This window comes from Marinobacter panjinensis, assembly GCF_005298175.1.
Taxonomy (GTDB): Bacteria; Pseudomonadota; Gammaproteobacteria; order Pseudomonadales; family Oleiphilaceae; genus Marinobacter; species Marinobacter panjinensis.
Genome location: NZ_SZYH01000001.1, coordinates 3,347,415 through 3,371,719 on the forward strand (window position 1 = coordinate 3,347,415; position 24,305 = coordinate 3,371,719).

General features: G+C 58.5%; 21 protein-coding genes. 9 read left to right on the plus strand and 12 right to left on the minus strand.

Annotation, left to right across the window (positions count from 1 at the left end; translation table 11 throughout):
• Positions 1-11: 11 nt before the first annotated feature.
• The 9 genes from FDP08_RS15325 to budC all read right to left on the minus strand — a co-directional run bounded on the left by FDP08_RS15325 (position 12) and on the right by budC (position 7,961).
• Positions 12-773, minus strand: a complete 762-nt coding sequence (locus FDP08_RS15325) for a DeoR/GlpR family DNA-binding transcription regulator (RefSeq protein ID WP_137436990.1) — start codon at positions 771-773, stop codon at positions 12-14.
• A 10-nt stretch (positions 774-783) separates the two neighbouring features.
• Complete coding sequence (locus FDP08_RS15330) at positions 784-1,578, minus strand: HAD-IIB family hydrolase (protein ID WP_137436991.1); 795 nt, start codon at positions 1,576-1,578, stop codon at positions 784-786.
• A 25-nt stretch (positions 1,579-1,603) separates the two neighbouring features.
• Positions 1,604-2,413 carry a phosphonate ABC transporter, permease protein PhnE gene (gene phnE, locus FDP08_RS15335; protein WP_137436992.1) on the minus strand — a complete coding sequence of 270 codons (810 nt, stop codon included), beginning with the start codon at positions 2,411-2,413 and terminating at the stop codon, positions 1,604-1,606.
• Positions 2,407-3,225, minus strand: coding sequence for a phosphonate ABC transporter, permease protein PhnE (phnE, locus tag FDP08_RS15340; RefSeq protein WP_137436993.1), 819 nt, complete (start codon positions 3,223-3,225; stop codon positions 2,407-2,409). Before phnE (FDP08_RS15340) ends, phnE (FDP08_RS15335) begins: the two co-directional genes overlap by 7 nt.
• A complete protein-coding gene (gene phnC, locus FDP08_RS15345; RefSeq protein WP_137436994.1) occupies positions 3,222-4,016 on the minus strand; it encodes a phosphonate ABC transporter ATP-binding protein in 795 nt (264 codons plus the stop codon). The genes phnE (FDP08_RS15340) and phnC overlap by 4 nt, the downstream gene beginning before the upstream one ends.
• A gap of 78 nt (positions 4,017-4,094) precedes the next feature.
• Complete coding sequence (gene phnD / locus FDP08_RS15350) at positions 4,095-5,012, minus strand: phosphate/phosphite/phosphonate ABC transporter substrate-binding protein (RefSeq protein ID WP_228263326.1); 918 nt, start codon at positions 5,010-5,012, stop codon at positions 4,095-4,097.
• Positions 5,013-5,329: 317 nt separating this feature from the next.
• Positions 5,330-5,764 (minus strand): OsmC family protein, encoded by a 435-nt coding sequence (locus tag FDP08_RS15355; protein ID WP_137436996.1) that lies wholly within the window; start codon positions 5,762-5,764, stop codon positions 5,330-5,332.
• A 390-nt stretch (positions 5,765-6,154) separates the two neighbouring features.
• Positions 6,155-7,144, minus strand: a complete 990-nt coding sequence (locus tag FDP08_RS15360; RefSeq protein ID WP_137436997.1) for an NADP-dependent oxidoreductase — start codon at positions 7,142-7,144, stop codon at positions 6,155-6,157.
• A gap of 34 nt (positions 7,145-7,178) precedes the next feature.
• Complete coding sequence (gene budC, locus FDP08_RS15365; RefSeq protein WP_137436998.1) at positions 7,179-7,961, minus strand: meso-2,3-butanediol dehydrogenase; 783 nt, start codon at positions 7,959-7,961, stop codon at positions 7,179-7,181.
• A 283-nt stretch (positions 7,962-8,244) separates the two neighbouring features.
• Between budC and FDP08_RS15370 the strand changes: the two genes are divergently transcribed.
• Positions 8,245-9,945, plus strand: coding sequence for a carboxypeptidase regulatory-like domain-containing protein (locus FDP08_RS15370; RefSeq protein WP_170979044.1), 1,701 nt, complete (start codon positions 8,245-8,247; stop codon positions 9,943-9,945).
• 269 nt (positions 9,946-10,214) lie between these two features.
• On the opposite strand, the gene FDP08_RS15375 is transcribed toward FDP08_RS15370, so the two are convergent.
• Positions 10,215-11,276: an AraC family transcriptional regulator gene (locus tag FDP08_RS15375; protein ID WP_137437000.1), complete on the minus strand. Its 1,062-nt coding sequence runs from the start codon at positions 11,274-11,276 to the stop codon at positions 10,215-10,217.
• Positions 11,277-11,443: 167 nt separating this feature from the next.
• On the opposite strand from FDP08_RS15375, the gene FDP08_RS15380 reads away from it, so the two are divergent.
• The 3 genes from FDP08_RS15380 (at position 11,444) to FDP08_RS15390 (ending at position 14,679) form a co-directional block, all read left to right on the plus strand.
• Positions 11,444-11,974 (plus strand): 2,4'-dihydroxyacetophenone dioxygenase family protein, encoded by a 531-nt coding sequence (locus FDP08_RS15380; protein ID WP_137437001.1) that lies wholly within the window; start codon positions 11,444-11,446, stop codon positions 11,972-11,974.
• 95 nt (positions 11,975-12,069) lie between these two features.
• On the plus strand, positions 12,070-13,695 hold the full coding sequence (locus tag FDP08_RS15385; protein ID WP_137437002.1) for an AMP-binding protein: 1,626 nt from the start codon (positions 12,070-12,072) through the stop codon (positions 13,693-13,695).
• 12 nt (positions 13,696-13,707) lie between these two features.
• Positions 13,708-14,679, plus strand: coding sequence for a VOC family protein (locus FDP08_RS15390; RefSeq protein ID WP_137437003.1), 972 nt, complete (start codon positions 13,708-13,710; stop codon positions 14,677-14,679).
• Between the two features lie 47 nt (positions 14,680-14,726).
• On the opposite strand, the gene FDP08_RS15395 is transcribed toward FDP08_RS15390, so the two are convergent.
• Together FDP08_RS15395 and FDP08_RS15400 are read right to left on the minus strand one after the other, a co-directional pair.
• Positions 14,727-15,806, minus strand: coding sequence for a zinc-binding dehydrogenase (locus FDP08_RS15395; RefSeq protein WP_137437004.1), 1,080 nt, complete (start codon positions 15,804-15,806; stop codon positions 14,727-14,729).
• A gap of 46 nt (positions 15,807-15,852) precedes the next feature.
• Positions 15,853-16,905 carry an NAD-dependent epimerase/dehydratase family protein gene (locus FDP08_RS15400; RefSeq protein ID WP_137437005.1) on the minus strand — a complete coding sequence of 351 codons (1,053 nt, stop codon included), beginning with the start codon at positions 16,903-16,905 and terminating at the stop codon, positions 15,853-15,855.
• Between the two features lie 206 nt (positions 16,906-17,111).
• On the opposite strand from FDP08_RS15400, the gene FDP08_RS15405 reads away from it, so the two are divergent.
• From FDP08_RS15405 to FDP08_RS15425, 5 genes are all read left to right on the plus strand, one after another.
• A complete protein-coding gene (locus tag FDP08_RS15405; protein WP_137437006.1) occupies positions 17,112-18,119 on the plus strand; it encodes an alpha/beta hydrolase in 1,008 nt (335 codons plus the stop codon).
• The gene (locus FDP08_RS15410) at positions 18,116-19,507 is read left to right on the plus strand and encodes a WS/DGAT/MGAT family O-acyltransferase (protein WP_137437007.1); all 1,392 of its coding nucleotides are present in this window, start codon (positions 18,116-18,118) and stop codon (positions 19,505-19,507) included. The genes FDP08_RS15405 and FDP08_RS15410 overlap by 4 nt, the downstream gene beginning before the upstream one ends.
• On the plus strand, positions 19,504-20,868 hold the full coding sequence (locus FDP08_RS15415; protein ID WP_137437008.1) for a WS/DGAT/MGAT family O-acyltransferase: 1,365 nt from the start codon (positions 19,504-19,506) through the stop codon (positions 20,866-20,868). Before FDP08_RS15410 ends, FDP08_RS15415 begins: the two co-directional genes overlap by 4 nt.
• A 151-nt stretch (positions 20,869-21,019) precedes the next feature.
• On the plus strand, positions 21,020-22,870 hold the full coding sequence (locus FDP08_RS15420) for a DUF1302 domain-containing protein (protein ID WP_137437009.1): 1,851 nt from the start codon (positions 21,020-21,022) through the stop codon (positions 22,868-22,870).
• A gap of 23 nt (positions 22,871-22,893) precedes the next feature.
• Entirely contained in the window at positions 22,894-24,249 is a 1,356-nt protein-coding gene (locus FDP08_RS15425; RefSeq protein WP_137437010.1) for a DUF1329 domain-containing protein, read from the plus strand.
• Positions 24,250-24,305: the final 56 nt, after the last annotated feature.

Here is a 24,305-nt window from a genome sequence, read left to right on the forward strand (position 1 = left end):
GCAATCCGGGCTTAACCTTCCTGGGTCCGAATTACCTTCAGCGAGGCAGGAAGCACGTGACGCTTGTCATCCGGGATGGAATCGGTAATGAAAAGATCAATTCCGGAAAAAGGCGCCACTTTCACCGACGCCGTGCGCTCCCATTTGCTGTGATCTGCAACCAGAACCCGTTGTCTTGAATTTGCCAGAATCGCCTGACTTATTTCTGCCTCCCTCGGGTCGAAATCCATCAGTCCGTCTGCAGAATCCAGGCTTCCTGTTCCAATTACCCCGAAATCGGCGCGGAAGTCGTTGAAAAACGCCACGGTCTGGTGGCCGACCAGATCGAGATCGTAATGCCGCAGGCTGCCGCGGGAAACAATCACTTCGATGCCCGGGTTGCCGCTCAGGGCAGAAACAACGCTCAGATTGTTGGTAAGCACCTGCAGGCTGCCGTGGGCTGAAAGCTCCCGCGCCACGAATTCCATGGTGCTGCCTACGCCCAGAAAAACCGAAGAGTTTTCGGGAATGTGGCCTGCGACCGTCGCCGCCAAGGCCTGTTTGGCAAACTGGTTCAGCACCCGGCGGGACATGACTGACACATTGGACATGGAAGAGGGCAGGCTTACACCCCCGTAGCGCCTTCGCAGAAGCCCCAGTTCACAGAGCCGGTTGATGTCCTTGCGGATGGTCTGTGACGTTACACGGAACTGGCGGGCGATGTCCTCTACCTCGACATGGTTGTCACGTCGCACCTGCTCGAGGATCTGGGTCTGCCGTTTGGTGAGTTTCATTCTCTGGAACTCATTTCCGGGTGACCGATCCCGGTAAAGCGATGCTGGCGAGCCACTGATCAGCAAGCTCGACAAACCCCGCTCCGCACCGGCGACTGGTCACGTAGGCCGGCCGGCATTTCAGTTGATCGAGGTGGGGCACAATGTTGGCAACCCCCACGCTCTGGGGGAAAAAGGCAAACATGCTTTCATCGTTGGGCGCGTCCCCTATGAAAACCGACTGGGCCTTCAGTTCCTCGGTCGAGAGGTTAAAAAGCTCGGCAGCCAGGCGTCGGGTCATGGCGCACTTGTCGAAGGTTCCCTGGGCGACATTGATGTGAATGGAACTTTTTTTCACCCGGAAACCACGGTTGAGCAGTTCCTGCATGACCTCGCGCACCTGAGCATCGGAAAGCCGTCGGTCCTGGTTGTAGTCGATGGCAACATCCACCAGACGGAAGTGGTGATCCTTTGACAGGGCGATGTCCAGCGCAGGATTCAGGGCGCTAATGGCCTCGATGATGGCGAGCCGGTCGGCCTTGTGGCTTTCACGCTCCGCCCAGTATCGACAGTCTACCGAGCCGTTGGCGGCGCGTGAAAAATAGAAGCTGCCACCTTCGCCAATAACCGCCTGCACCGGCCAGGTCCTTATGATCTGGTCGCACCAGCCGGCACAGCCGCCGGTTACCGGGATTATGATAATGCCGGCATCTGCCAGGCGCCACAGGGCACTGTAAGTTTCGGGACGCAAGCGGCCGTCGGTGGTCAGAGTGTCATCCACATCCGTGAAGAGATATCTGGCATTCTGAAAATCAAAATCATGCATGGGCTTTGCTCATTGGCATCACGGGTTACAGTGCCTTCTTGCGCAGCAGGCTCGTCAGGGCTTCGCCCACCAGCACCAGAACAATGATTGCCAGCAGTATGGTGGCCACTGTCTGCCAGGCGAAGGTGTCAATGGACCCCTGGAGAAGAACGCCAATACCACCGGCCCCAACCAGCCCCAACACAGTGGACTCACGGATATTGATGTCCCAGCGCAGGATGACGATGGCAAAGAACGCCGGCATGACCTGGGGGACGATCCCGAACAGGACGACTTTCATCCGTGAGGCTCCGGTCGCTTCCATGGCTTCCACGGGGCGCCGGTCGATTTCCTCTATGGCTTCACCCATGAGTTTTCCGATAAATCCCACCGACCTGAACATCACTGCCAGGATGCCCGCCAGTACGCCCGGGCCGAAGATGGCCACGAACAGTAATGCCCAGATAATGGTGTTCACGGAGCGGCTGGACACCAGAATAAAACGGCCGATCCAGAGGGTCAGCCGGTTTGGCGTGGTGTTCTGGGCCGCAATGTAGGACACAGGGAGCGCGATGAAGATGGTGAGCAGGGTGGATAACGTGGCTATGTGCACGGTTTCCAGCATGGCATTCAGGATCGCCGACCAGGCTTCAAACTCAGGGGGCCACATGCGGCCGCCCAGGTTCTGGATCTGGGTAGGTGCGTCCCATACCCAGGGCCAGAAGATATCAATGTCCCTTATGGCCCAGACCACCGCAAAGAGAGTGATAAAATAGATCGCGAACCGGATCCAGCGCTCCTTTCTGCTGTACCGGGTCCATGGGCGGGTGGTAAATTCTGCTGTCTGCTCTACCATATTTTCTTCCTCACCCATCCGCTGATCCCTTCACTCACAAGAATCACACCGACTATGAGAATCAGGATTGCAAAGGCGAAGTCGTAATCGTAGCGTCCGAAGGCGTTCATCAGGGTTGAGCCAATACCGCCTGCGCCGACAATACCTACGACAGCCGAGGCCCGCAGGTTGCTGTCCAGCTGATACATTGAAAGACCGATCTGGCGTGGCAGGATTTGTGGAAAGACACCATAAATCAGGGTCTTGAAGAATCCGGCTCCAGCCGCCCGCATGGCTTCCATCTGACCCCAGTCGATTTCCTCCACCTTTTCGGCAAGCAGTTTGGCAACGAAACCGATGGAGTAGAGCGTCAGTGTCAGAATGCCGGCAAGAGGGCCAAACCCGACCGCCGCCACGAACAGTATGGCGACAATTACCGGGTGGAAGCTGCGGGACAGAATGATGATGCCGCGTCCCAGAAGGTATATCGGCATGGGCGCAAGGTTTTTTGCCGCCATCAGCGCTATGGGTATGGATAGAAAAACGCCAAGAAGAGTTGCCAGAAAGGCTATCTGGAAACTCTCCTTGAAGCCGGTCCACATTAATTCGCCCCGTTCAAAGCTCGGAGGAAAGGCCCCGCCGAATATACGGGCGGCCCTCGGCAGGCCCTCGGCAATTCGGTCCCAATTGAATGGCAGTGTGTTGAATGTCCAGTAGAGATAGATAACCACCGCGATCAGCAGGCCGTATCTGAGCCAGGGGCTGGCGATGAAGGGCGGTTTTTTCCATTTCTGCCCGGTAAGCGGGCCGGCTTCCTGTCTTGCCTCGCTCATGTATCACTGGTCTCCACGGCCTGTTGCTCCTCGCCTCCGGTTTCATCGGGAGCCTCTATGCCTCCGTAGATGGCATCGAGCGCCTCCTGGTTGAACTCGCCAGGAGTGCCGTCAAAAATCATCTGGCCGTTGCGCAGACCCACAATTCGATCGGTGTAGGTTCTGGCCTGGGAGACGTTATGAATGTTGATCAGAACGGGCAGGGAGAGTTCGCTGGCGAGGCTCTGTAACAGCACCATGATCTGTTCGGATGTTTTTGGGTCAAGAGACGCGGTTGGCTCATCGGCAAGCAGAATTTCCGGCTCCTGCATCAGAGCCCGGACAACACCGACACGTTGGCGTTCGCCGCCGGAGAGTTCGTCCGCTCGCTTGTTTGCGTAATGGGCAATGCCGACACGGTCCATCAGATGGAAGGCGCGATCTATGTCGGTCTGGGGAAATTTTCTGGTCAGGGCCTGGTAAAGGGACACATAGCCAAGGCGGCCAGCCAGCACATTTTCCATCACCGTCAGCCGGTCTATCAGGTTGAACCCCTGGAACACCATGCCGATTGTTCGACGGGCACGCCGCAGGTTGGCGCCCCGGAGGTTGACCAGTTCCCGGCCGTTCAGCTTGATGGAGCCGGACGTGGGTTCGACCAGACGATTGATGCACCGCAGCATCGTGCTCTTGCCAGCGCCGGATGCCCCGACGACCGAAACCACGGTATTGCCTTCCACGACCAGGTCCAGGCCTTTCAATACCGGCTCGTCGCTACCGTAACGTTTAACCAGGTTGGAAATCTCAAGCATAGGGATCTTGCACCTGCGGAAATGAACGGAATGCTTGCCGGCGCAGCCATGGCTGACCGCACCGGCAAGAGGCCGGCGTTACTGCAGATTGTCCGGGGTGTACTGCACGCCGTTGGAAGCCTGAATGGCCCGGATAACTTTCCAGTGCTGTTTGTAATTGATGGGAATAAAGGTTTCTACGCCATCGAATTCCTTGCCGAGTTCCGTCCCTGCGAATTTGAAGGAATAAAAGGCTTCCTTGATTTTATCGACCAGGTCGGGGTGCAGGTTGTAGGCGTAGTTGTAGGAAGTGGTGGGGAAGCGATCGGATTCCCAGACAATTCGCACATCCTCTTCGTCGTAGAGGCCCCGGTCCGCCATACGTTCAACGACCTCAGAGGCGACGGGCGCGGCGTCGTAGTCGCCGGCGACAACCCCGAGCATGGACTGGTCATGGCTGCCGGAATAAATGACCTCGTAATCCTCATCCGGCACCACGCCCATTTCCGGGAAAAGTGCTCTGGGCGCCTGATTGCCTGAGTTGGATGTCGGCGAGGTGTGAGCCACGCGTTTGCCTTTCAGGTCTGGTATTTCCTTGATGTCTGAATCTTGCTGGGTATAGACCTGCAGCGTGTAGCCGAACTGCCCCTCATCCGAGCCCATCAAGGCGAAGGGAACGGCTCCGGCGAGATTTACTGCAAACGGCGTGGGGCCGGTGGAAAATCCCGCGACGTGGAGGCGGCCGCTACGCATGGCTTCTACCTGGGCCGCATTGGACTGAACGGCGAAAAAGCGAACATCCCGGCCGGTGACTTCTTCGAGGTGCTCGATAAAGGGCTGCCAGATATCCGAATAGATCGCGGGATCTTCTACCGGGGTGTAGGCAAAAATCAGAGTGTCTGGATTGACCCACTCCGACTTGTCGTCCGGGCGATCGGCAACGAGGTCGCCATCTTCATCACAGTACATGGCGTCCAGCGCGCCCCTCTCGCAGTCAGCCAGGGCGTTGCTGGCCATACCGAGGGTCATAACCGGGAGTAGCGAAGCTGCTATCCACAGCCGCGCAGGGCTTACAGGAAATCTTCTGACAGGTTTCATTGGCGTCCTTCCTTTTCTTGTAGGTTGTCAGGGTAGCGGTTTCCGTACTGAGCCCTTTCTTTATAGTTCAATTGAACTGTTATTACACTCTCGAATGAATTTTTCAGGGTTAATGTAAGCGAGGTATTAGTGTGCGCTAGCAAAAGTTCGTTGAATAGCCTGGTTGGCAACGAGGGCCTGGCCGACGTCCGGAGAAGTGGCCCGCCCCGCAGTATTGACGTCGTGCCAGTCGCGAATCAACTCTCCAAGGTGGCATCCAGGGTAATTTCGGCATTGTAAAGCTTCGAGACCGGACAGCCGGCCTTGGCCTTCTCGGCACACTCATCAAAGGCTGCCTGATCGGCTCCCGGTATCTTCACCCGGGTCACCAGATGAATGCTCGGGATTTTAAAACCACCTTCCGGATCTTCGGTTAGGGTCACGGTAGCCTGGGTATCGATGCTCTCGGCCTCCATGCCGGCGTCGCCGAGAATCAGCGACAGCGCCATGGAGAAACAGCTGGCATGGGCGGCACCGACCAGCTCTTCCGGGTTCGAGCCCGGCTGGCCCTCGAAGCGCTCGCGAAAACCATAGGGCGTCTCCTTGAGCGCGCCGCTCTCGGTGGAGATCGTACCCTTGCCTTCCTTGATGCTGCCTTCCCAGTGAGCTGAGGCTGTCTTGGTAATGTTCATGATTCACTCCATTTTATCATTGCATGTACAGACAACATTATGGCGGACCAGCCCAATTTCAACCCAGGGCGGTCGAGAGGCGCCCTTGTGGAGCGGCATTTATTCCGTGAGTTGTCCCCGGGTTCTGCTCGAATCTGTCAAAAAGGCCTGCGTTCGCACGCAAGCCTTTTAAAATAATGGCCCGCCTGGCCTGAAGGAATTAACAATAATGGGCTAATAGCCCCTTGGGCGGCTGAAGGCGTCTAGCTATCCGGTGACGACACAGTTTTTGATTAAAGGTGTGATTGTGGGGGAGTGGCTCGCTTACAAAGTACGAGCCCCTCCTACTTTCATCACAGGTTGTTTTTACTGAGGCCGATAAATGGCCGGAAGCGCAGGCGGGAAGTCGGGTCAGAGTTCGACAAACAGCTTTCCTTGATTCTGGCCGGAGAACAGCAGTTGCACGCCTTCCACCGCGCTGTCCAGCCCCTTCAGCACGTGGCTGCGGAACTTGATCTGACCGTTCTGCAGGTAGCCCACCATCGCGGTCATGGACTCGTCTACCTTGTCGTAATGATCGGTAATCACGAAACCTTCCACTCGCAGGGCTTTCAGATTGATATCCACCCAGCTTGGCCCCGGGTTCGGCACTTCGTTGGTGTATTCGGCGATGTTGCCGCACACCACGATCTTGCCTAGGCGGTTCATCCGGTTGAATACCAGGTGCTGGATCGGGCCACCGGTGTTCTCGAAGTACAGGTCGACACCATTCGGCGTGGCGGCGGCCAGCTGTTCCTCAAGGTCGGCATCCTTGTAATTAATGGCCTTGTCGAAACCGAGCTCCTCTTCCAGCCAGCGGCATTTCTCGTCGCTGCCGGCCACGCCGATGACCGTCAGGCCCTCGGCCTTACCCATCTGACCGACGAGGGAACCGACGGAGCCGGCGGCGCCACTGACCACCATGGTCTCGCCCTTGACCGGTCGGCCAATCTTCATCAGACCGACGTAGGCGGTGAAACCCGGGACGTAAAGTACCGAGAGGAGCGCCTGCACATCGACGGACTTGTCGACCACCTGCATGTCCTCACCGCCCAGGGTGTACTCCGCCCAGCCGGTGATGCCGACGACGCGGGCACCCACCGGATAGTCCGGATTCTCAGATTCAACCACCTCACCCACGCCGTAGGAACGCATGATGTCACCCGGGCGAACCGGCTCGATGTAGCTGTCCTCGTTGTCCTGAACCCAGGTCCGCATGGCCGGGTCGAGGGACATGTGGGTCTGTTTGACCAGGAAGTCACCGTCTTTGAGTGTTGGTTTCTCAAGCTCAATCGCCTGGAAACAGTCGTCGGTGAACTCGCCGGCCGGGCGCTTCGCCAGTTTGTACGCTTTGAATGTCATGTCTGAAGAGCTCCTGAACTCATTGATGTCGGCGTTAGGGAATGGTGACGTCACCGAAAATCTCGGTGAAACGCGGTTGGCCGTTCCAGGCTGAAGCACCGCCGTCGACGCAGATGTTTTGACCGGTGACAAAACTGGCCAGGTCCGAGGCCAGGAACAGCATCACCTTGGCAATTTCCTGCGGCTCGCCTGCGCGGCTCATCGGAATGTTGTGCATGTATTCCCGGTAGGCCTCCGGCTGGCCCGTCAGTGGGCCGGTCAGTGGGGTTTTGATCAGCCCCGGGCTGATGCTGTTAACGCGGATGTTGTCGGTCGCATAGTCCAGAGCCAGGTTGCGGGTGTAGTTGATAACGCCGCCTTTGGCCGCGGCATAAGCGTTAAATCCGTAATCGGCGCGGGTGCCGGAGACAGACGCGGTGTTAATGATACTGCCGCCGTTTTTCATAAGGTGGGGAATGGCGTGCCGGCAGGTGTGGAACAGGGCGTTCAGGTTGACCTCCATCACCTTGTACCAGGTTTCCGGTGCAATGATGTGGGTGCGGCCGTAGGTGCCAAAACCGGCGTTGTTGATCAGGATGTCCAGGGCGCCCAGGGTCTCGACAGCCGAGGCGATCATCTGCTCGATCTCTTCCGGAATACTCAGGTCGACTTTGATGAAGGACACGCCTTCGCCCAGTTCGTTGGCCAGGGCGGTGCCATTGGCCTCATTCATGTCAGCGATGACAACCTGTGCGCCGTTTTCGTGGAACAGGCGAACCGCCTGTTCTCCGATTCCGGAGGCGCCACCGGTAATAACGGTTTTCTTGTTTTGAAGCATGTCTGTTTACCCATCTGTTGTTTGACTATTCGTTATCCGGGACTCCCCGAATCAAAGCGGGGGACGGATAGGGGTAGTGGTAGTTGTATAGCGGGAAACACACAGAGAATTGATAAAGGGCGCCTAAAGTTTAATAAAAAATGCCACGGTACAGTTTGGCGTGAAAAAACAAGAATTGTTCGCGATGGGTTAAATGATCGATTGCGCTTCGACCTAGGATAAGGCGATCTGGGCTGCGATGGTTTCGTTATGCCCGGCTCGAGATCCATTGACGGAGAGCGTTATGACTACAAGAAACAATAAGGCCGTCGCGAACGCGGTCGTAATCTCGGCCATGCTGTTTGCCGCTTCCCCGGCGTCCGCGGGAACCGTGTCCGGCAAACTGACCAGTGCCGACGGCGACGCGATCGCCGGTGCCATCATTCGACTGACGGACGTGCAAGCGGGAATCTCCGAGTCTGTTTACAGTGATGCCAGGGGCGAATATGTATTGGAAACGGACCTGCAAGGCGAGCTCCGCCTGAGGTTTCGCGCCCATTACTTCGCCGATCACGAGGAACAGATCGTTCTGCCTGATGCGGCAGCAAGCCTTGGTAAAGATGTCCGTATGACCGCGCTCGACGCGGATCGTGAAGTCTCGGAGAGTCTGGCGGCGTCGTATCATTTCAACGAGTTGCCGTTCGATATCGGCGAAGACGAGCCATTTACCCGGGATAAGTTCCAGCTCGAGTGCCTGTCCTGTCACCAGCTGGGCAATCCCTTTACCCGTACCGTTCGCCCGGCGGAGTCCTGGCAGCAATCGGTGCAGCGTATGCACGCCTACATGGGCGCCATGGACATTACCGAGAAAGATCGCCGCCGGGCTGAGATCTTTGCGGAAGGGTTTGATGGCAAGCCCACGGAAATGCGACCGGACTTCCCGTTCGATGACGCGTTAGCCCACACCAAGGTCTACGAGTACCAGTTGCCCAGTTCCGGTGTGCCGCACGATGCCTATGTGCACTCGGAAAACGGCCTGGTCTACACCGTGGATCAGTTTGCCGATGGCATGTACGTTACCAACCTGGAGAAGGGCGAGACGGAGTTTGTACCGCATCCGGAGCAAGGTATGCCGCTGGGTGGCATCTTCACGGTGCTGGGTGTTCCGCCGGCGATGAACAAGGTCAACGTGCGCCACGGCCCGCATTCACTGGCCGAAGGCCACGATGGCAAGCTGTACGTGACCAATTCCTACTCCGCCTCCATCGGTGTTTTCAATCCAGAGACCAACGAGTGGGAGCAGAAGATCCCGCTGCCGGGCAACGCGCCCTACCCGCACACCATTCGCGTGGATAGCGAAGGCATCCTCTGGTTCAGTGTGGTTGGTACCGAGCAGATTGGGCGACTGGATCCAAAAAGCCAGGAAGTCACCCTGATCGACTTGCCGGAGCCGCGCCCGGTGGCCATCACGCCGGCGGTTCTGACCTATGGGGTGGCGGTCAGTACGCTCGATGGTTCGATCTGGTACAGCCGGCTCTGGGGTAACCGCATCGGACGCATCGACCCGGACACACTGGAAGTGACCGAGATTGAATCCCCGGTGTTCGGCCCGCGCCGTTTGCGTTTTGCCGAGGATGGTATCCTCTGGCAGACCGGTTACGGTCACGGTGAGATCGCGCGTATCGATACCAAAACCATGGATATGAAGGTCTACGAAATGCCGGAATTCGCGCCGGACGCCCGTCCAGGTCCCTATTCCCTGAATATCGCGCCGAAAACCGGCGATGTCTGGGTCAATGAGACCATGACAGACCATATTTACCGGTTTGATCCTGAGCAGGAGAGATTCATCGCCTACCCGGCACCCCTGCGTGGTACCTACACCCGGGACGTCACTTTCACGGCAGGAGGTTGGGCCTGCATGACGAATAACCCGATTCCGGTCCAGGCTCTGGAAGAATTCACCGGTGTGCTGATGTGTCTGGATCCGAATTACCGGAAATAGGGTAAAGAGCCCTCTTGTTGTTGTGCTCCCTTTATTGCCCGGGTCTCGAGCCCGGGCTTTTTTTTTGGTCGCGGAGGAACGTTCCCTGACCTTTTGGGCGAATTCTGAAAGGTCAAATGTGTGGCGGCTTAAGTTAAGTCGGCAGGCGAATGGAGCTTGTATCCTACGGGGGGTGGGGAGATCCTCGACCTTGCGGTTTCCCCATGGGGTCGTCGGACCCACTATTTGTGTCCCTTACAGCCCCTTCTCCCCGGAGGGGTCTTTTTCGATCAACGCAGCCAGCCTGGCGCCTTTTTTCGCATGGATAGCAGTCGGGGTGAGGGCTGGATTCCCTGATCTTTTCGCCATTGCCGCGGGCTAACGCCATACCAGCGCTGGAAGGCGCGGGAGAAAGCCGCCAGGTCGGAGTAGCCGAGAATGCCGGAAAGCTGGGTCAGGCTGATGCCGGATTCCTGGAGGTAGCGTTCGGCCATACTCTTGCGGGTCTCGTCCAGGAGCTTTTGGAAGGAGGTGCCTTCCTCGGTCAGGTAGCGCTGCAGAGAGCGGGAGCTGAGCAGCATGTAATCCGCTACAAGATCAATGGTCACCCGGCCGTTGGGCAGAAAATTCTTCATGAGATGCTGAACGTAGGCGGGCAACTCCTGGACTGACAGTTCATCCATTTTTTCCAGATGCTCGCGCATCAGGGCATGCAGCTTCGGATCGGAATCGCTCAGGGGCAGGTTGAGCAGGCGGGCTTCAAACACCCAGCCATTGATGGTGCTGTCGAACTGGGGAGGCAGGCCAAGCAGCCGGCTGTAGGCCTGCGGCGAACTGCTGGGCCCGTGTCGGAAATGCACGCCACTGGGTCGCCACTGGGTCCCAAGCAGCATTTTCAGCAAGGCCTTGCCCACCCCGATGGCCAGTTCAACGGCCTGCTTGCTGGCGACCCCCTCACTCAACAAGGGTTCGTAGCTGAGAATGGCCATCTTGTCCTCGATGGTGGCCGTGACCAGCCCGCCGGCGGAATGCAGGTGGAAATACTGCATCAGCTCGTTCAGCGAGTCGCCGACGGTCTGAGCGTTTTTGAACAGATACAGCAAACGTCCAAAGATGGTTGTGCCCTGAAAGATGCCGTATTCCAGACCGAACAATGGATGCTCTGACCGGTTGGCGCAGTTTTCGAGCAGTGTCGCCAGCCGGGCATAGGAAATGAGGCTCTCGGGATGATCGAGCACGTCCTCGGGCAGCCTGGCTTCACGCAGCATCGCCCGGTAGTCGAGGTCATATTTGGCGCAGAACTCGTCGAATCGTGCCAGGGACGAGGCTCTGGTGAGATCAGTCGTAACCATAATGACGTGTAATTGTTGTTCATGATTGTAACGGGTAACGCTAGCTGCATTGGCGGGAAATAACAAGAAAACGGCATTCTCTATCATGTGCCACCATCGGAATCGGGCGACCATGAAATCTGGCAGGTATCCGCCAACGGCACAACAATCTACAAGAGAGGTCGACCATGACGACGCCAAACCAGGTTTTTGAACACCACGAACTGCTTTATGTGAACTCCAAAAATCAGCCTGTTTATGAAGACGCCATGCCTGGCGTGCCAGGCATTGATGTACAGCCGCTTTTCCTTGATCCGCATAACGGTGTCTGGGTGCTGAAAGTCTGGTTCCATCCGGGCGTGACGCTGCCCCGCCACTACCACACCGGTACGGTCCACCTGTTCACGATTTCGGGCCATTGGGAATACAAGGAATACCCCAACGATCCCCAGACGGACGGCTGCTACCTGTACGAGCCGGGCGGCTCCATTCACCAGTTCACCACGCCAGCGACCAACACCGGGCCCACAGAGACCCTGATGGTAGTACACGGCGCCAACGTCAATTTCGACGACGATGGCAACTACCTGGGCATCATGGATGCCAGCGACATCATGATCATGTTGGACAACCTGATCCGGGAACGGGGCCTCGAGCCGGCAAACTACATCACGCCTCCCCAGCCGGACCACAACGCCCGGGTCCGTAACGTCAAGTAAGACAGCCAATGCAGAAGCGCCCTCCCGGCCAAAACAGGTTTTCCCGGGTAGGGCGTTTTTTTGTATCCGAACAGTCAATTAAGGTAGAGAAAACCATGAAACCCTGGCTTGATTCATACCCCGCGGATGTTCCCCCCACAATTGACCCTGACACCCATGCCTCCGTTGCCAGTTTGTTTAATGACGCTAGCAAGCGTTTCCCGGAGCACGCCGCGCTGGAGTGCTTTGGTGACACCATGACGTATGGCCAGCTTGATGAAGCCTCGGATGCGCTGGCCAGCGCCCTGCAGCAGCAATACGGGGTGAAGAAGGGCGACCGGGTCGCGGTCATGTTGCCGAATATCTTTGCCTATCCGGTGGCCATGTTGGCGATTCTGAAGGTGGGCGCCATCCAGGTGAACGTGAACCCTCTGTACACGCCGAGGGAACTGGAACACCAACTGAATGATTCCGGTGCCGAAACACTGTTTATCTATTCGGGCTCCGTGGCGTCGCTGACCCCGATCCGTGACGCTACGTCCGTTTCGCACGTGATTGTGGTCAATCCCGGTGATGGGGTCGGCCTCCCGATTCCGGGTGGTGACATTCCCGCCGAACTGGGCGAGTTCATCGGCATGGCGGACCTGTTGGAGCATAATGCGGGTAATAAACCCACCGCAGTACCGGTTTCCGGCGATGATGTCCTGTTTCTGCAATACACCGGCGGAACGACAGGCCCCTCCAAGGGCGCGACACTGACCCACCGTAACCTGATTGCCAACAGCATTCAGTTCCGGAGCTTCATGCCCGAGGCGAACGAGCCGGGGGAGGAGGTGCTGGTGCTGGCACTGCCGATGTATCACATCTTTGGGTTGATGATTTTCGTGGCCTACGCGGCAATTGGCGCCAAAGCCATCCTGATTCCCAATCCCCGTGACATGGACGCCTACCTGAAGGCCATCAAGGATTCCAGGTTCACCGTTATTGGTGGCGTCAATACCCTGTATGCGGGCATGACCCACCACCCCTTGTTCAAGGACGTGGACCTGTCCCGTTACAAAGTGGCATTTGGGGGTGGCTCCAAGATCTTCCCGAGCACCTCCAAGGCCTGGAAGTCTTTCACCGGTGCTCACATCCTGGAAGGCTTCGGTTTGTCCGAAACCTCGCCGATCCTCACCCTGAACCTGATGGGGCAGGAAGCATTCAGCGGCACGGTGGGCTATCCGGTACCGTCCACTGAGGTCAAGATCATCGATGAGCAAGGCAACGCCCTGCCTGCCGGAACGCCGGGCGAACTCTGTGCCCGCGGACCCCAGGTCATGAAGGGGTACTGGAACCGGGAGCAGGCAACGGCTGATACCTTCACCGAAGATGGCTTTTTCAAAACCGGTGATGTGGCGGTCATGCACCCGGACGGTCAGTTCGAGATTGTTGATCGCAAGAAAGACATGATCATTGTCTCGGGTTTCAACGTTTACCCCAACGAGGTGGAAGCCGTTGCCAGTGAGTTGCCCGAGGTTGCTGAGTCGGCCTGTATCGGTGTGCCGGACGAGAAAACCGGTGAGCGCATCCGCCTTTTCGTGGCGCCGACCGAGGGATCAGGAATCGACAAAGACGCGGTGATGGCCCATTGCCGGCAGAGTCTCGCCGCCTACAAGGTTCCGAAGGAAATCGAGGTGCTGCAGGAGCTGCCCAAGTCAAACGTTGGCAAGATCCTGAGGAAGGATCTGCGCGTTGTCTGAGGTGGGATTCCGATGAGCACATACTGCAGTCAGATTGCCTTCGTGTGTCAGGATGCCAGGGCCCTCCGGTCCTGGTACGGCACCCTGTTCGGTTTTGTGTCGTCGGGGCGGACCATCTATGCGGGCAAGCTATCTACCCGGGTGATGGGAATCGACGGCGTAAATACGCGCTGCTATTGGTCTCTCGACGGCAATGCCGACATGTTCCAGTTGGAGTTCTTCGACTTCCGGTCGCCGGAAATGCTGCCCCGCCCGGAACACTGGAGCCCGGTGATGCCGGGTTATGCCTGTATCGGAATCTATAGCCAACAGTTCCAGTGTTGCGTTGATGCCCTGTCGGCCCAGCAGCGTCTAGAGGCCGTGGAGGGAGAAACCGGTGGCAGGGTGGCGTACGCCAGTGACCCCGAGGGTAACGCACTGGAAATCTATGAGCGCGATCCCCTGCCGGACGCTGGCTGGAATGGCCGGAACCAACCGTCCGCAGTGCGGCTGATCCGGCTCAATTCCCACGATGCCGAAGGCGTGGCGCGTGCCTGGTCTGGCTCACTTGGCGTCACGCCGGTGCAGATGCCAGAGGGGTGGGCTCAGCGTCTTTCCGTGGTTAAGCCGGGTCTGTCAGAACCGAGGTACCTGCGTGGCGGCGGCGTTGTGGTGGAAATCTGTCGCACCGCTGAGCCGTTTCCAGGGGGGCAGCGTCCGGCGTTGTACCAGCACGGTTTCATGAACTTTGCCCTTAACACCCAGTCCCGGATTGAATGGGACGAGGTGTATGCCCAAGCCCTCTGGTCGGGGTTTCGGGCCAATGGAAAGGCGCTGGAGGCGGGCATATTCAAAGTCATGTACGTCAATGACCCGGAAGGCAATAGCATAGAGCTTCTGTACCCCCGAAAATTTGCCTACCGGGCGACCGGCTTTCGCCCCAGCCTTCGCCTGAACGCGCCCCTCCGGTTGCTGCGCAGATGGCTGGCCCGGCGCGGGCAATAAACAAAAAAGCCGCTGGAAACAGCGGCTTTTTAGTCGTATTTGACGTCTTATTCTGACGGTTTTACCAGAATCTTGACGTCGTTTTCAGGCTTGCCCAATCGGTCGAAGGCGGATTCGATATCACTCAGGCCCACCGTGTCGGAAATCAGCCCGCCGGCATCGAGCTCGCCGTTGGCAAGGTGGTTCAGGGTCGCTCCGAATTCCTCACCGCTGTAGAAACTGACAAAGCGGAGATCGATTTCTTTCATGACCGGGTAGGACGGCATTATCGCGTCCTTTTCCATGCACAGACCCACAACCACGACCCGAGACCCGTAGGGTGCGCCGGTACAGACATTCTGGATCAGGCCAGGTACACCCACACATTCAAAAATCAGCGAGGGTCTCAGGTCGGCGCCTCCGAACAGGGGTGAGATCGGGCCGGCCTCTTCCGGACTCGCAGTCTGGGCTGCTTCTTTCCAGCTTTCATAGGGTGAATGCGCTGCCGGGTTGACCACGACATCCGCGCCCATTTTTCTGGCAAGGTCACGACGCGCTCTCGAGAAATCCGACGCCACGATGGGGCCAATCTTCATCATCTTCAGCACGGCAATAACGGCAAGACCGATCGGGCCGCAGCCGATGACCAGTGGTACGTGATTCCGGGTTGGCTCGCCACGGTTAACCGCGTGCAGGGCAACGGCCATGGGCTCAGTCAGAGCCGCCATTTCCGGGCTCAGGCCATTGGGGACTTTCATGGTGAGTCGGCTGTCGACCAGCATCTGTTCGGAAAAGCCCCCGGGAACGTCGGCGGAACTGAAGCCAATCATGGCAAGACCCTCTTCCCGCATCAGGAAGGGCAGGGAGACGACCTGGTCGCCAGCCTTGAACGTCGAGCCTTGCCGGGTTTCCAGGACTTCCCCGACAAACTCGTGTCCCATCAGTATGGGTTTGTCGGCGTCGATGATGGAGCTACCCACGACCTCGCGGGAGCTCTCGGCTATCTCATGGGTGTGGTGCCGGCAATGCAGGTCGGACCCGCAGATGCCGCAAACCAGAGATTTGATGAGGAGCTCGTTCTGACGTGGTTTGGGTTCCGGCAAATCCACGATCTTCAGGTTGTTGTCTTCAACGATGGCACTTCGCATCGGGTGTCTCCTTGGTGTGTGTTGTTGGCAAAGTCAGAGGCCCGCGTCAGGCGCTGGCTTCCTGGTCAAAGGACGGGCTATCGGTTCGGCTCAGTTCTCCGATCTCTCTGAGCCACGCTTCGGAACGTGTCATGCCCTCTTCTAGGTTGACCTTGGGTTCGAAGCCGAGGTGTTTCCGTGCGTTCTCAATGGAAAAGCCGCCCTTGCGTGCGAACATCAGCATCGCGTCCGGCGTGACCTCATTGGGGCGCTTGAGCTTGCGATTCAGCCACCAGATGCCCTGGGTGAGTTTCAGGGCAGCAGCCAGAGGCATGCTCGGTGGGAAACCCTTGTTGCCGGCCCAGCGCCAGTGATTCATGAAGAATTCCCTGCAGGTCACGGGCTCGTCGCCCCAGAGGATGAAAATGCGGCCGCTGCCTGAAGGCAGGCCGGCGGCGAGAAGGGTGCCGTCGATCAGGTCATCGATGTACACCGGGGTAAAGATGCCCTTGCCCCGGTTGGGCAGGATCAGTTGGCCGGCCCGGGCCATCTTCAAGGGTTCCAGCAACCAGGGGCGGGAGCCCGGACCGTAGACGTCCCCCGGGCGGATGATGGTGCAGTCGATTTCACCGGCGGCGTGGGCGGCGAGCACCGTGTGTTCGGAGGCGCCCTTGGCCACGCCGTAGCGGTAGTGTTCACCAATCACCACGGGAGCCGTCTCGTCCGCTCCGGGTTCGTAGTCGTAGCCCATGGCGGCGATCGAGGAATAGTGCACGAAGCGCTGTGCACCGACGGCAATGGCGACGTCCAGAGCGTTGCGAACGCCGACCAGCGAGGTGGTGGTATAGGTCTCCCAGTCAGCGGCCAGCGACACCACCGCTGCGGTGTTGATAAAGAGGTCGCAGCCTTTGGCATGATCGCGCCAGCCTGACGGATCGGTCAGGTTTCCGGCTATGACGTTGCGCTCTTCATCCGCCTGTAGATCCATACCGCAGGCCTCGCAGCCCAGCTCGCGATAGCGATGGAAGAGGGTGCGACCAATGAAACCATTGGCGCCGGTTATGAAGACTTTGGAGGGCAGGGAGGGCTTTTGCCCGTCCCGACCAGTTGGGAGAGACATGGGGTGGCTCCTGTTCTGTTTATTGTGTTGGTCCTATCGTGGGTAGTTTTTGACACCGTTATTTTTCAATTCACGACAAATTACAGGTAAAACACGCCAGATTTTTCATGGCGTGAAATAACAAGCTGTTGACGTTGTAAGCCAAGGAGCGACTACGACCAATTGGTCATAGTGTGGGCAGAAATTACCCAAGGGATTGGCTTTCCATGAATTCACGCTCTGACCCCACCAACTATTCAACGCGCTCGCTCCCACTTTCATTCCCGACTCGGTGCAAGCTCCTTGTGCTGCGCTGGCTACTGCGGCCGTTTATGGCCTACCTGTTGCGCGGGCATCCCCGACGCGTAGCCCGTGCGCAGATCGGCATCGCCGGTCGCTGGGCAAGCGCTCGTCAGAGGGAACGGTTTCGCTATGACTACCACTGGGGCGAGGACGGGGCGGTTGCAGGACACTCGCTGGGTACACCGTTTACCAGCACTGGCAGTCCCGTGCTTCTGTGGTTGCATGGCGGCGCGTTTGTTTTGCCGGCGATGCCCAGGGGACACCTGTCCTTTGCCGAGCGCCTTTGTGACCCTCTGGCTGCCAGCGCTTTTATTCCGGACTACCGGCTGGCGCCTGCCAACCCTTTTCCCGCCGCTCTCGATGACTGCGAGGCGGCATACCGTCTGCTGCTCGATTCCGGGGTCCCCGCTGAGCGGGTTGTGCTGGGCGGCGAGTCGGCCGGCGGCAACTTGCTGGTGTCGCTGCTGTACCGGATCCGGGATCGGGGAATGCCGATGCCCGCTTGCGCCATCGCGGTCTCGCCGGCGCTCGACCTTGGCCGTCTGCATGGTTCGCCCTCCCGGTTCGTCAATGCCGGTCGTGACGCCATGCTTCCGGTTGCCTCGCTGGCGCAAGCCCTGGACTGGTACCTGGACGGCGCGGACAGCGCCAATCCGGAAATATCGCCCCTCCTGGGCGAGTGCCGTGGGCTGCCACCGACCCTGATCGTCGCCAGTGAGGCGGAACTGCTGCGCGATGACAGTGTGCTGTTTGCCCGCCGCCTTGCCGCGGCCGGCGTCCCTAGCGAGCTGGCCTTGTGGCCCCACCTTCCGCACGCCTTTCCGCTGCTGGAGGATTGGTTCCCGGAAGCCTCCGGTGCCAGACAACAAATAACAACGTTTATGAAAGAGCAGCTCCAGAAAGGAGCCGGACGCTCGGGAGAGAGAAGATGACAAACTATAAGAAATTGACGCCATTGGACGCGGCCTTTGTCCAGCTGGAAAACCCCAATGCGCCCATGCACGTGGCCGGATTAATGATCTTCGAGCTGCCGGCAAAAGCCGGGGCCGATTTCGTGACCCGGCTGGTCGAGGACTGGCGTAACGAAACCCGGATCAAGGCCCCCTGGAACCAGAAACTGGTGTCTCCGTCCCGGTGGCAGCTGGCGCCCAGGCTGAAGACCTGTCATGACCCGGACCTCGAATATCACGTCCGCCACCTTTTCCTGCCCAAGCCGGGGGGGCAGAAGGAATTGGGTCAGTTGGTTGCCCGCCTGCACAGCCAGCCCATGGACCTGCGCAGGCTGTTGTGGGAATGCTTCATCATCGAGGGTCTGGCCGACAACCGCTTCGCCATCTACATGAAGTTCCATCATTCCATGGTCGATGGCATCAGCGCGAATATCCTGCTGATGAAGGGGCTTTCCGAGAGCCTCGCCGACAAGAAAACGGCGCCGTTCTGGGTTCACTCGGCACCGGAAAAACCGTTCCAGCCAGGACCACTCCAGATTCCCTCCGCCCAGGCGTTGATGAGTACCGCGGCGAACGTCCTCAAGTTGTTCGGCAGAGATGATGAGCTCACTACCTTTCGCTCGGCGCCCTACACGCCCTTGAATGGCCCGATTGCAGCCCAGCGGCGTTTCGCCACTCAGAGCTTTTCGATGGATCGGATCAAGGCCGTGGCCCGACAGGCGGGGGTCAGCCTCAACGATGTGCTGCTCTGTCTCGTCGGCGGTACGCTCCGCCGATATCTGCAGCGCGTTACCGCGCTTCCGGGGGATAGCCTGACCGCGGCCATCCCCATCTCCCTGCGTGCCGAGGGCGATCAGAGTTGCGGCAATGCCGTGGGCATGATCTTCAGCATTCTCGGAACCAACATTGCGGACCCGGTGGTGCGTCTGCAGAAGATTCATCAGTCCACCGACCTGGCCAAAGAGCAGGTGCTGGGTCTGCCCCAGGAAATGCGGGTGCCTTATTCCCTGGTAAGCATGATGCCTTCGGTGCTCCGGATGCTCATTGGTGTCACCGGAAAAACCCGTCCGCTATTCAACACGGTGGTGTCCAACGTGCCTGGCGGCAGCGAGGAAAAGTTCCTCAGGGGCGCGCGCCTGGTGAATTTGTATCCGGCGAACATCGTGTTCCCGGGGATGGCGGTGAGCTTCACCTGCTACAGCCATGCCGGAACGCTCAACGTGGGTATCACCGCCTGTCGGGATACCGTTCCGCACATGCAGAAACTGGCGCTCGGTATGGAGGAGGCATGCAGGGAACTCGAGGAAAAGCTCGGCGTTGGTGAGCCTGCGAAGGCAGCGGTAGCAAACGCGGTCGAGGAGGCGGTATGACCCTGAGAAAAATGCCGTTGCTGGATGCCGCGTCCCTGCAACTGGAAGGCAAGAACATGCCCATGCACGTGGCGGCATTGATGACGTTTTCCTATCCCACCTCGCTGACCGATCAGGAACGCAAAACCTTCGTCAGTAGCCTGACCGCACGCTGGCGGGAGGAAACCCGGGTCGTCTATCCCTGGAATCAGGTGCTTACGCGTCCCACTCGCTGGCAGCTCCGGCCTGCGACCCGGGAAGTCTACGACCTGGACCTGGAATATCACCTGAGGCAGTGGTCCTTGCCGGCGCCCGGTGGTGAAAAGGAGCTAGGCCACATGATCGCCTGGATTCACGAATTACCGATGGATCTGGAGAAGCCGCTCTGGGAGTGCCACTTCATCGAGGGGCTCTCCGACAATCGGTTTGCTCTCTACGTAAAGATCCATCACGCGCTTGTCGACGGCATCAGCGGCACTCGTCTGGTGGTTGGCAGCCTGTCGACGGACGCGGATTCACTGAGTACTCCCATGTGGGCCAAGGCGCAGGCGGAGATAGGCTCGGGCGGGGCAAAAGAGCCGGACAGGGGCACGTTGCCAAGCCTCTCAGACCTGAAGGCAGGTTTCGCAGCGTCCCTGAAGCTGCGCACCAAAAACGAGACCCTGACGACGTTCAGGTCAACACCCGAGACCATCCTGAATGGCCCGATTGGCCCCCATCGCCGGGTTGCCACCCAGCACTTCGAACTGGCGCGGCTTAAGACGCTGGCGAAGACAACAGGAGCCACGGTCAATGATGTGGTGCTGGCGATCGTGGGTGGCGCCCTGCGCGAGTACCTGATTGAGGCAAATGCCTTGCCCGAGGACTCGCTCACCGCGGCGCTGCCGGTGTCCACGAGAAAATCCGGCGACATCAGCATTGGCAACCAGGTGAGCCTGTTGTTCGGCAGCCTGGGAACCAACATTGCTGATCCGGCCCTGCGTCTGGAACACGTTAAACGGTCCACACATGCCGGAAAAGCCATGCTGAACGAGCTTCCTGCCCATGCGGTCAATGTCTATTCACTGCTTTCGACAGGTCCCTTTCTGTCGTCGGTGGTACTGGGCATCGGCAGGACCGGTCGCCAGCTGTTCAATACCACGGTCTCCAACGTTCCCGGGCAGCGCGAAGCCCGCTACCTGAATGGCGCCGAACTGCTTCACGTCTATCCCGTCAGCCTGATCATGCCGGGCATTCCGCTGAACTTCACCTGCGTCAGTCACGGCGATTTCCTGAATTTCGGCATGGTGGCCTGTAGGGAACGAGTGCCCCACATGCAGCGGCTGGCTGTGGGTATGGTTGACGCCCTGGACGAACTCGAAAGGAACATCCACCAACGCTGAAAGCCGTCGGCGTGATTGGCGTCAAAAGCCAAATTTGTGGCATTGAAGAGCAAACGCGCATAGGTATTTCTACGGAATACTGGCGCTCCCATGACAACACAAAAACAACATTCCATGCACCCCATCGGGTGTGTGGCGGAGTGATCAAAATATGACTAATGCGAAGTCCTTTCGGACCAGCCGACTCAGTGCAGGTATTGTGATGGCGCTGACCCTCGGTAATGCCAATACAGCGTCCGCCTTCAATTTTGATGCGGGCGAATGGGATGGTGCTCTGAATACAACCGTTTCCTTCGGTTCGAGCTGGCGTATGCAGGACCCGGATCCGGCGCTCTACAATCCGCAGAATGCAGGCCTTGTCGGTGAGGAGCCGGGCACCGGAGGCAAAGCCGGTGACGGTAACCTCAATTATGACAAGGGCGAACGGTTCTCTACTGTTGCCAAATTTCTCACTGAACTCTCCTTCGAAAAAGACTACATGGGCGCCCTGGTCCGCGTGAAGGGCTGGTATGACCAGGCTCTGGAAGACGAGCGCGTGCGGCTGGGAAACCAGGCGAACGGCTACCAGCAGGGCGAACCCCTGTCTGACCGGGGCTACGAGAATCTGCAGAAGTTCTCCGGCGTCCAGTTGATGGACGCCTTTGTCTATAACACCTGGGATATTAACTACAAGCCGCTGCAGATCCGGTTGGGCCGTCAGGTGGTTAACTGGGGTGAAAGCCTGTTTATCCAGGGTGTGAACCAGGGCATCAACCCCCTTGACGTACCCGCCTTCCGTCGCCCCGGTACCGAGCTGCGTGAAGTATTGCTGCCCACCAATATGCTGTACGCCAACATGGGGCTCGGGGGCGGTGTATCGGTCGAAGCCTTCTACCAGTTTGAGTGGCAGAACTCGCCGGTCGAGGGGTGCGGTCACTATTGGTCGGTCACCGAGAACCTCATTTCACCGGACGCCAGCGGATGCACGGCCGCGGTGTTTGTGGGCAACGGCACCAGTCCTGAGGACTTCCAGAACGGCGCTTACTACCCCCAGGCAACCCGCAACGATACCAGCGACCAGGGCCAGTTCGGGGTTGCTCTGCGTTTTCCGGTAGACGCCATTGATACCGAAATCGGTCTGTACGCCATCAACTACCATTCCAAGTTTCCCTATCTGGAGATCAACACTGGCAGCGGTCCGGGGACCGGCTCGGCCTCGTTGATTCCGGTTCAGGCAGATGCGGCGTTGGGGTCGACCCCGGGCGACGTTTCCTGGGTGTATCCGGAGGACATTCAGCTTTACGGAATCAGTGCCGCCGCCAACATCGCCAGTTGGTCCGTGGGTGCCGAACTGACCCACTCACCGAACTTCCCGGTTCTGCTCAACGGCGGTGATCTGGTGGTCGCGGCTTTGGCCGGACAGGGGCCTCTGGGTGAAGAGTTCGCTACCGCCGGGGCCGACCAGACCATCGACGGCTTCGATCGCTACAAAAAGACCCAGTTCCAGATTAACGGCCTGAACCTGTGGTCCAACATTCTCGGGGCACAGACGGCGCTGCTCATCGCCGAAGTCGGTTTCCAGTACGGCGATGTGCCGGATTCCGCCACGGACCGTCGCTATGGGCGGGGCTTCACCTTTGGTTTCGGTCAGCACGAGGACGCCTTTGGCGGGGCAAATCCCTGTAACATCGGCGTAAACGCCTCCCCGGCGGGCTGCCAGAACGACGGCTATGTCACGGACTTCTCGTGGGGCTACCGGGTGCGCGGCTCTCTGGATTACCAGAACCCGTTTGGTCTGGGTCTCTTGGTGCAGCCCTCCCTGTTCGTCGGTCACGACGTCAAGGGTAACTCTCTTGATGGTCAGTTCCAGGAAGGCCGGATCTCAACCACCCTGGCGACCGACTTCACCTATCTGAAACGACACAAGTTCGGCGCAAGCTACGTGCACTTCGCGGACTCTGCCGATTACAACGATCTGCGGGACCGTGACTACGCGTCCGTCAATTACAGCTACACGTTCTAAAACAAAAATCCGAGGATACTGACATGCAATTTTCCAGAAACAGACTGTATCGGGCGCTGGCGGTTTCTGCCGCCTTCGCCTTCACTGCTCCGGCCATGGCCGAGCTGTCCCCTGAGGAAGTGGCAAAGCTGGGAACGGAACTGACACCGGTAGGTGCCAACCCGAACGCCAACGACGACGGCACCATCCCGGCGTGGACCGGAGGGCTGACGTCGCCCCCGGAAGGCTGGGATCCCAAACAGGGCTATATCGACCCGTTCCCGCAGGACGACGTGAAGTTCACCATCACCGGGGACAACCTGGACCAGTACCGTGACAAGCTGAGCGCCGGTCAGATTGCCCTGCTCGAGAAGTACGACAACTTCCGGATGCCGGTGTACGAAACCCGCCGTACTGCGGCCTTGCCCCAGAGGGTGTACGACACCATCAAGGCCGAGTCGCCGGACGTGAAGCTTGAGGGTTTTGGTATCAAGAACCTGGATGGCGCCAACGTGCCGTTCCCGATTCCGGAAAACGGACTGGAAGCGATCTGGAACCACAACGTCCGCTACCTGGGGGGCGGCGTTGAGCGTCAATACCACTGGTTCCCGGTGCAGGGCGACGGTGATTTCTACAAGGTGGGCTTCCTTGAGAAGCGGATTTTTGATGAGAACATGGACCGCCAGTCCGAGAACCGCCTGTTGAACTACACCGCCAAGTACACCTCGCCACCGACGCTGGAAGGCACGGTCCAGCTGGTTCACGAACCGATTGACCAGGTCGAGGAAGTACGGTCTGCCTGGATTTACAACGTCGGACAGCGCCGGGTGCGACGCGCTCCGGATCTGGCCTACGACAACGCCAACGACGGCACCGAGGGGATTCGTATCACCGACCAGTTCGATGCCTACAACGGTGCGCCCGATCGCTACAACTGGAAGCTGGTGGGCAAAAAGGAAATCTACGTTCCCTACAACGCCTATAAGCTGAGCGATAAGTCTCTGAACTACGAGAAGGATATTCTTCGCACCAACACCATCAATTCGGATCTGATGCGCTATGAACTGCACCGGGTGTGGGTGGTTGAGGCGACGCTGCGCGAGGACAGCAGCCACATTTATGGCAAGCGCACTTTCTATCTCGATGAGGACTCCTGGAACGTCCTGATGGAAGACGCCTACGACACCCGCGGTGACCTGTGGCGCGTCGCGATCCATCCGGTTATCCAGTTTTACGATGTGTTGGTTCCCTGGTACCGCGCCAATATCTATCACGATCTGAACAACGGTTCTTACCTGGTATCGAATCTCGCCAATGAAATCGATGAGCCGTGGGAGTTTGGTGCGAAAGGGCGTTACATCGAATTCCAGCCGGACGCGCTTCGTCGCAGCGGGCGCTAATTGACCACAGCGGGGGCCCTGGCTCCCACTGTCCAATCCTTTCCGATCAGGTATAC

What these genes read in the sequence shown, in the direction of transcription:
- FDP08_RS15380 (WP_137437001.1), top strand. Translation starts at nt 11,444, where the DNA reads ATGACGACGCCAAACCAGGTTTTTGAACACCACGAACTGCTTTATGTG.
- FDP08_RS15410 (WP_137437007.1), top strand. Translation starts at nt 18,116, where the DNA reads ATGACAAACTATAAGAAATTGACGCCATTGGACGCGGCCTTTGTCCAG.
- FDP08_RS15405 (WP_137437006.1), top strand. Translation starts at nt 17,112, where the DNA reads ATGAATTCACGCTCTGACCCCACCAACTATTCAACGCGCTCGCTCCCA.
- phnC (WP_137436994.1), bottom strand. Translation starts at nt 4,016, where the DNA reads ATGCTTGAGATTTCCAACCTGGTTAAACGTTACGGTAGCGACGAGCCG.
- FDP08_RS15330 (WP_137436991.1), bottom strand. Translation starts at nt 1,578, where the DNA reads ATGCATGATTTTGATTTTCAGAATGCCAGATATCTCTTCACGGATGTG.
- FDP08_RS15415 (WP_137437008.1), top strand. Translation starts at nt 19,504, where the DNA reads ATGACCCTGAGAAAAATGCCGTTGCTGGATGCCGCGTCCCTGCAACTG.
- FDP08_RS15375 (WP_137437000.1), bottom strand. Translation starts at nt 11,276, where the DNA reads ATGGTTACGACTGATCTCACCAGAGCCTCGTCCCTGGCACGATTCGAC.
- FDP08_RS15360 (WP_137436997.1), bottom strand. Translation starts at nt 7,144, where the DNA reads ATGACATTCAAAGCGTACAAACTGGCGAAGCGCCCGGCCGGCGAGTTC.
- phnE (WP_137436992.1), bottom strand. Translation starts at nt 2,413, where the DNA reads ATGGTAGAGCAGACAGCAGAATTTACCACCCGCCCATGGACCCGGTAC.
- FDP08_RS15420 (WP_137437009.1), top strand. Translation starts at nt 21,020, where the DNA reads ATGACTAATGCGAAGTCCTTTCGGACCAGCCGACTCAGTGCAGGTATT.
- phnE (WP_137436993.1), bottom strand. Translation starts at nt 3,225, where the DNA reads ATGAGCGAGGCAAGACAGGAAGCCGGCCCGCTTACCGGGCAGAAATGG.
- budC (WP_137436998.1), bottom strand. Translation starts at nt 7,961, where the DNA reads ATGCTTCAAAACAAGAAAACCGTTATTACCGGTGGCGCCTCCGGAATC.
- FDP08_RS15370 (WP_170979044.1), top strand. Translation starts at nt 8,245, where the DNA reads ATGACTACAAGAAACAATAAGGCCGTCGCGAACGCGGTCGTAATCTCG.
- FDP08_RS15390 (WP_137437003.1), top strand. Translation starts at nt 13,708, where the DNA reads ATGAGCACATACTGCAGTCAGATTGCCTTCGTGTGTCAGGATGCCAGG.
- FDP08_RS15385 (WP_137437002.1), top strand. Translation starts at nt 12,070, where the DNA reads ATGAAACCCTGGCTTGATTCATACCCCGCGGATGTTCCCCCCACAATT.
- FDP08_RS15325 (WP_137436990.1), bottom strand. Translation starts at nt 773, where the DNA reads ATGAAACTCACCAAACGGCAGACCCAGATCCTCGAGCAGGTGCGACGT.
- FDP08_RS15425 (WP_137437010.1), top strand. Translation starts at nt 22,894, where the DNA reads ATGCAATTTTCCAGAAACAGACTGTATCGGGCGCTGGCGGTTTCTGCC.
- FDP08_RS15400 (WP_137437005.1), bottom strand. Translation starts at nt 16,905, where the DNA reads ATGTCTCTCCCAACTGGTCGGGACGGGCAAAAGCCCTCCCTGCCCTCC.
- phnD (WP_228263326.1), bottom strand. Translation starts at nt 5,012, where the DNA reads ATGGCCAGCAACGCCCTGGCTGACTGCGAGAGGGGCGCGCTGGACGCC.
- FDP08_RS15355 (WP_137436996.1), bottom strand. Translation starts at nt 5,764, where the DNA reads ATGAACATTACCAAGACAGCCTCAGCTCACTGGGAAGGCAGCATCAAG.
- FDP08_RS15395 (WP_137437004.1), bottom strand. Translation starts at nt 15,806, where the DNA reads ATGCGAAGTGCCATCGTTGAAGACAACAACCTGAAGATCGTGGATTTG.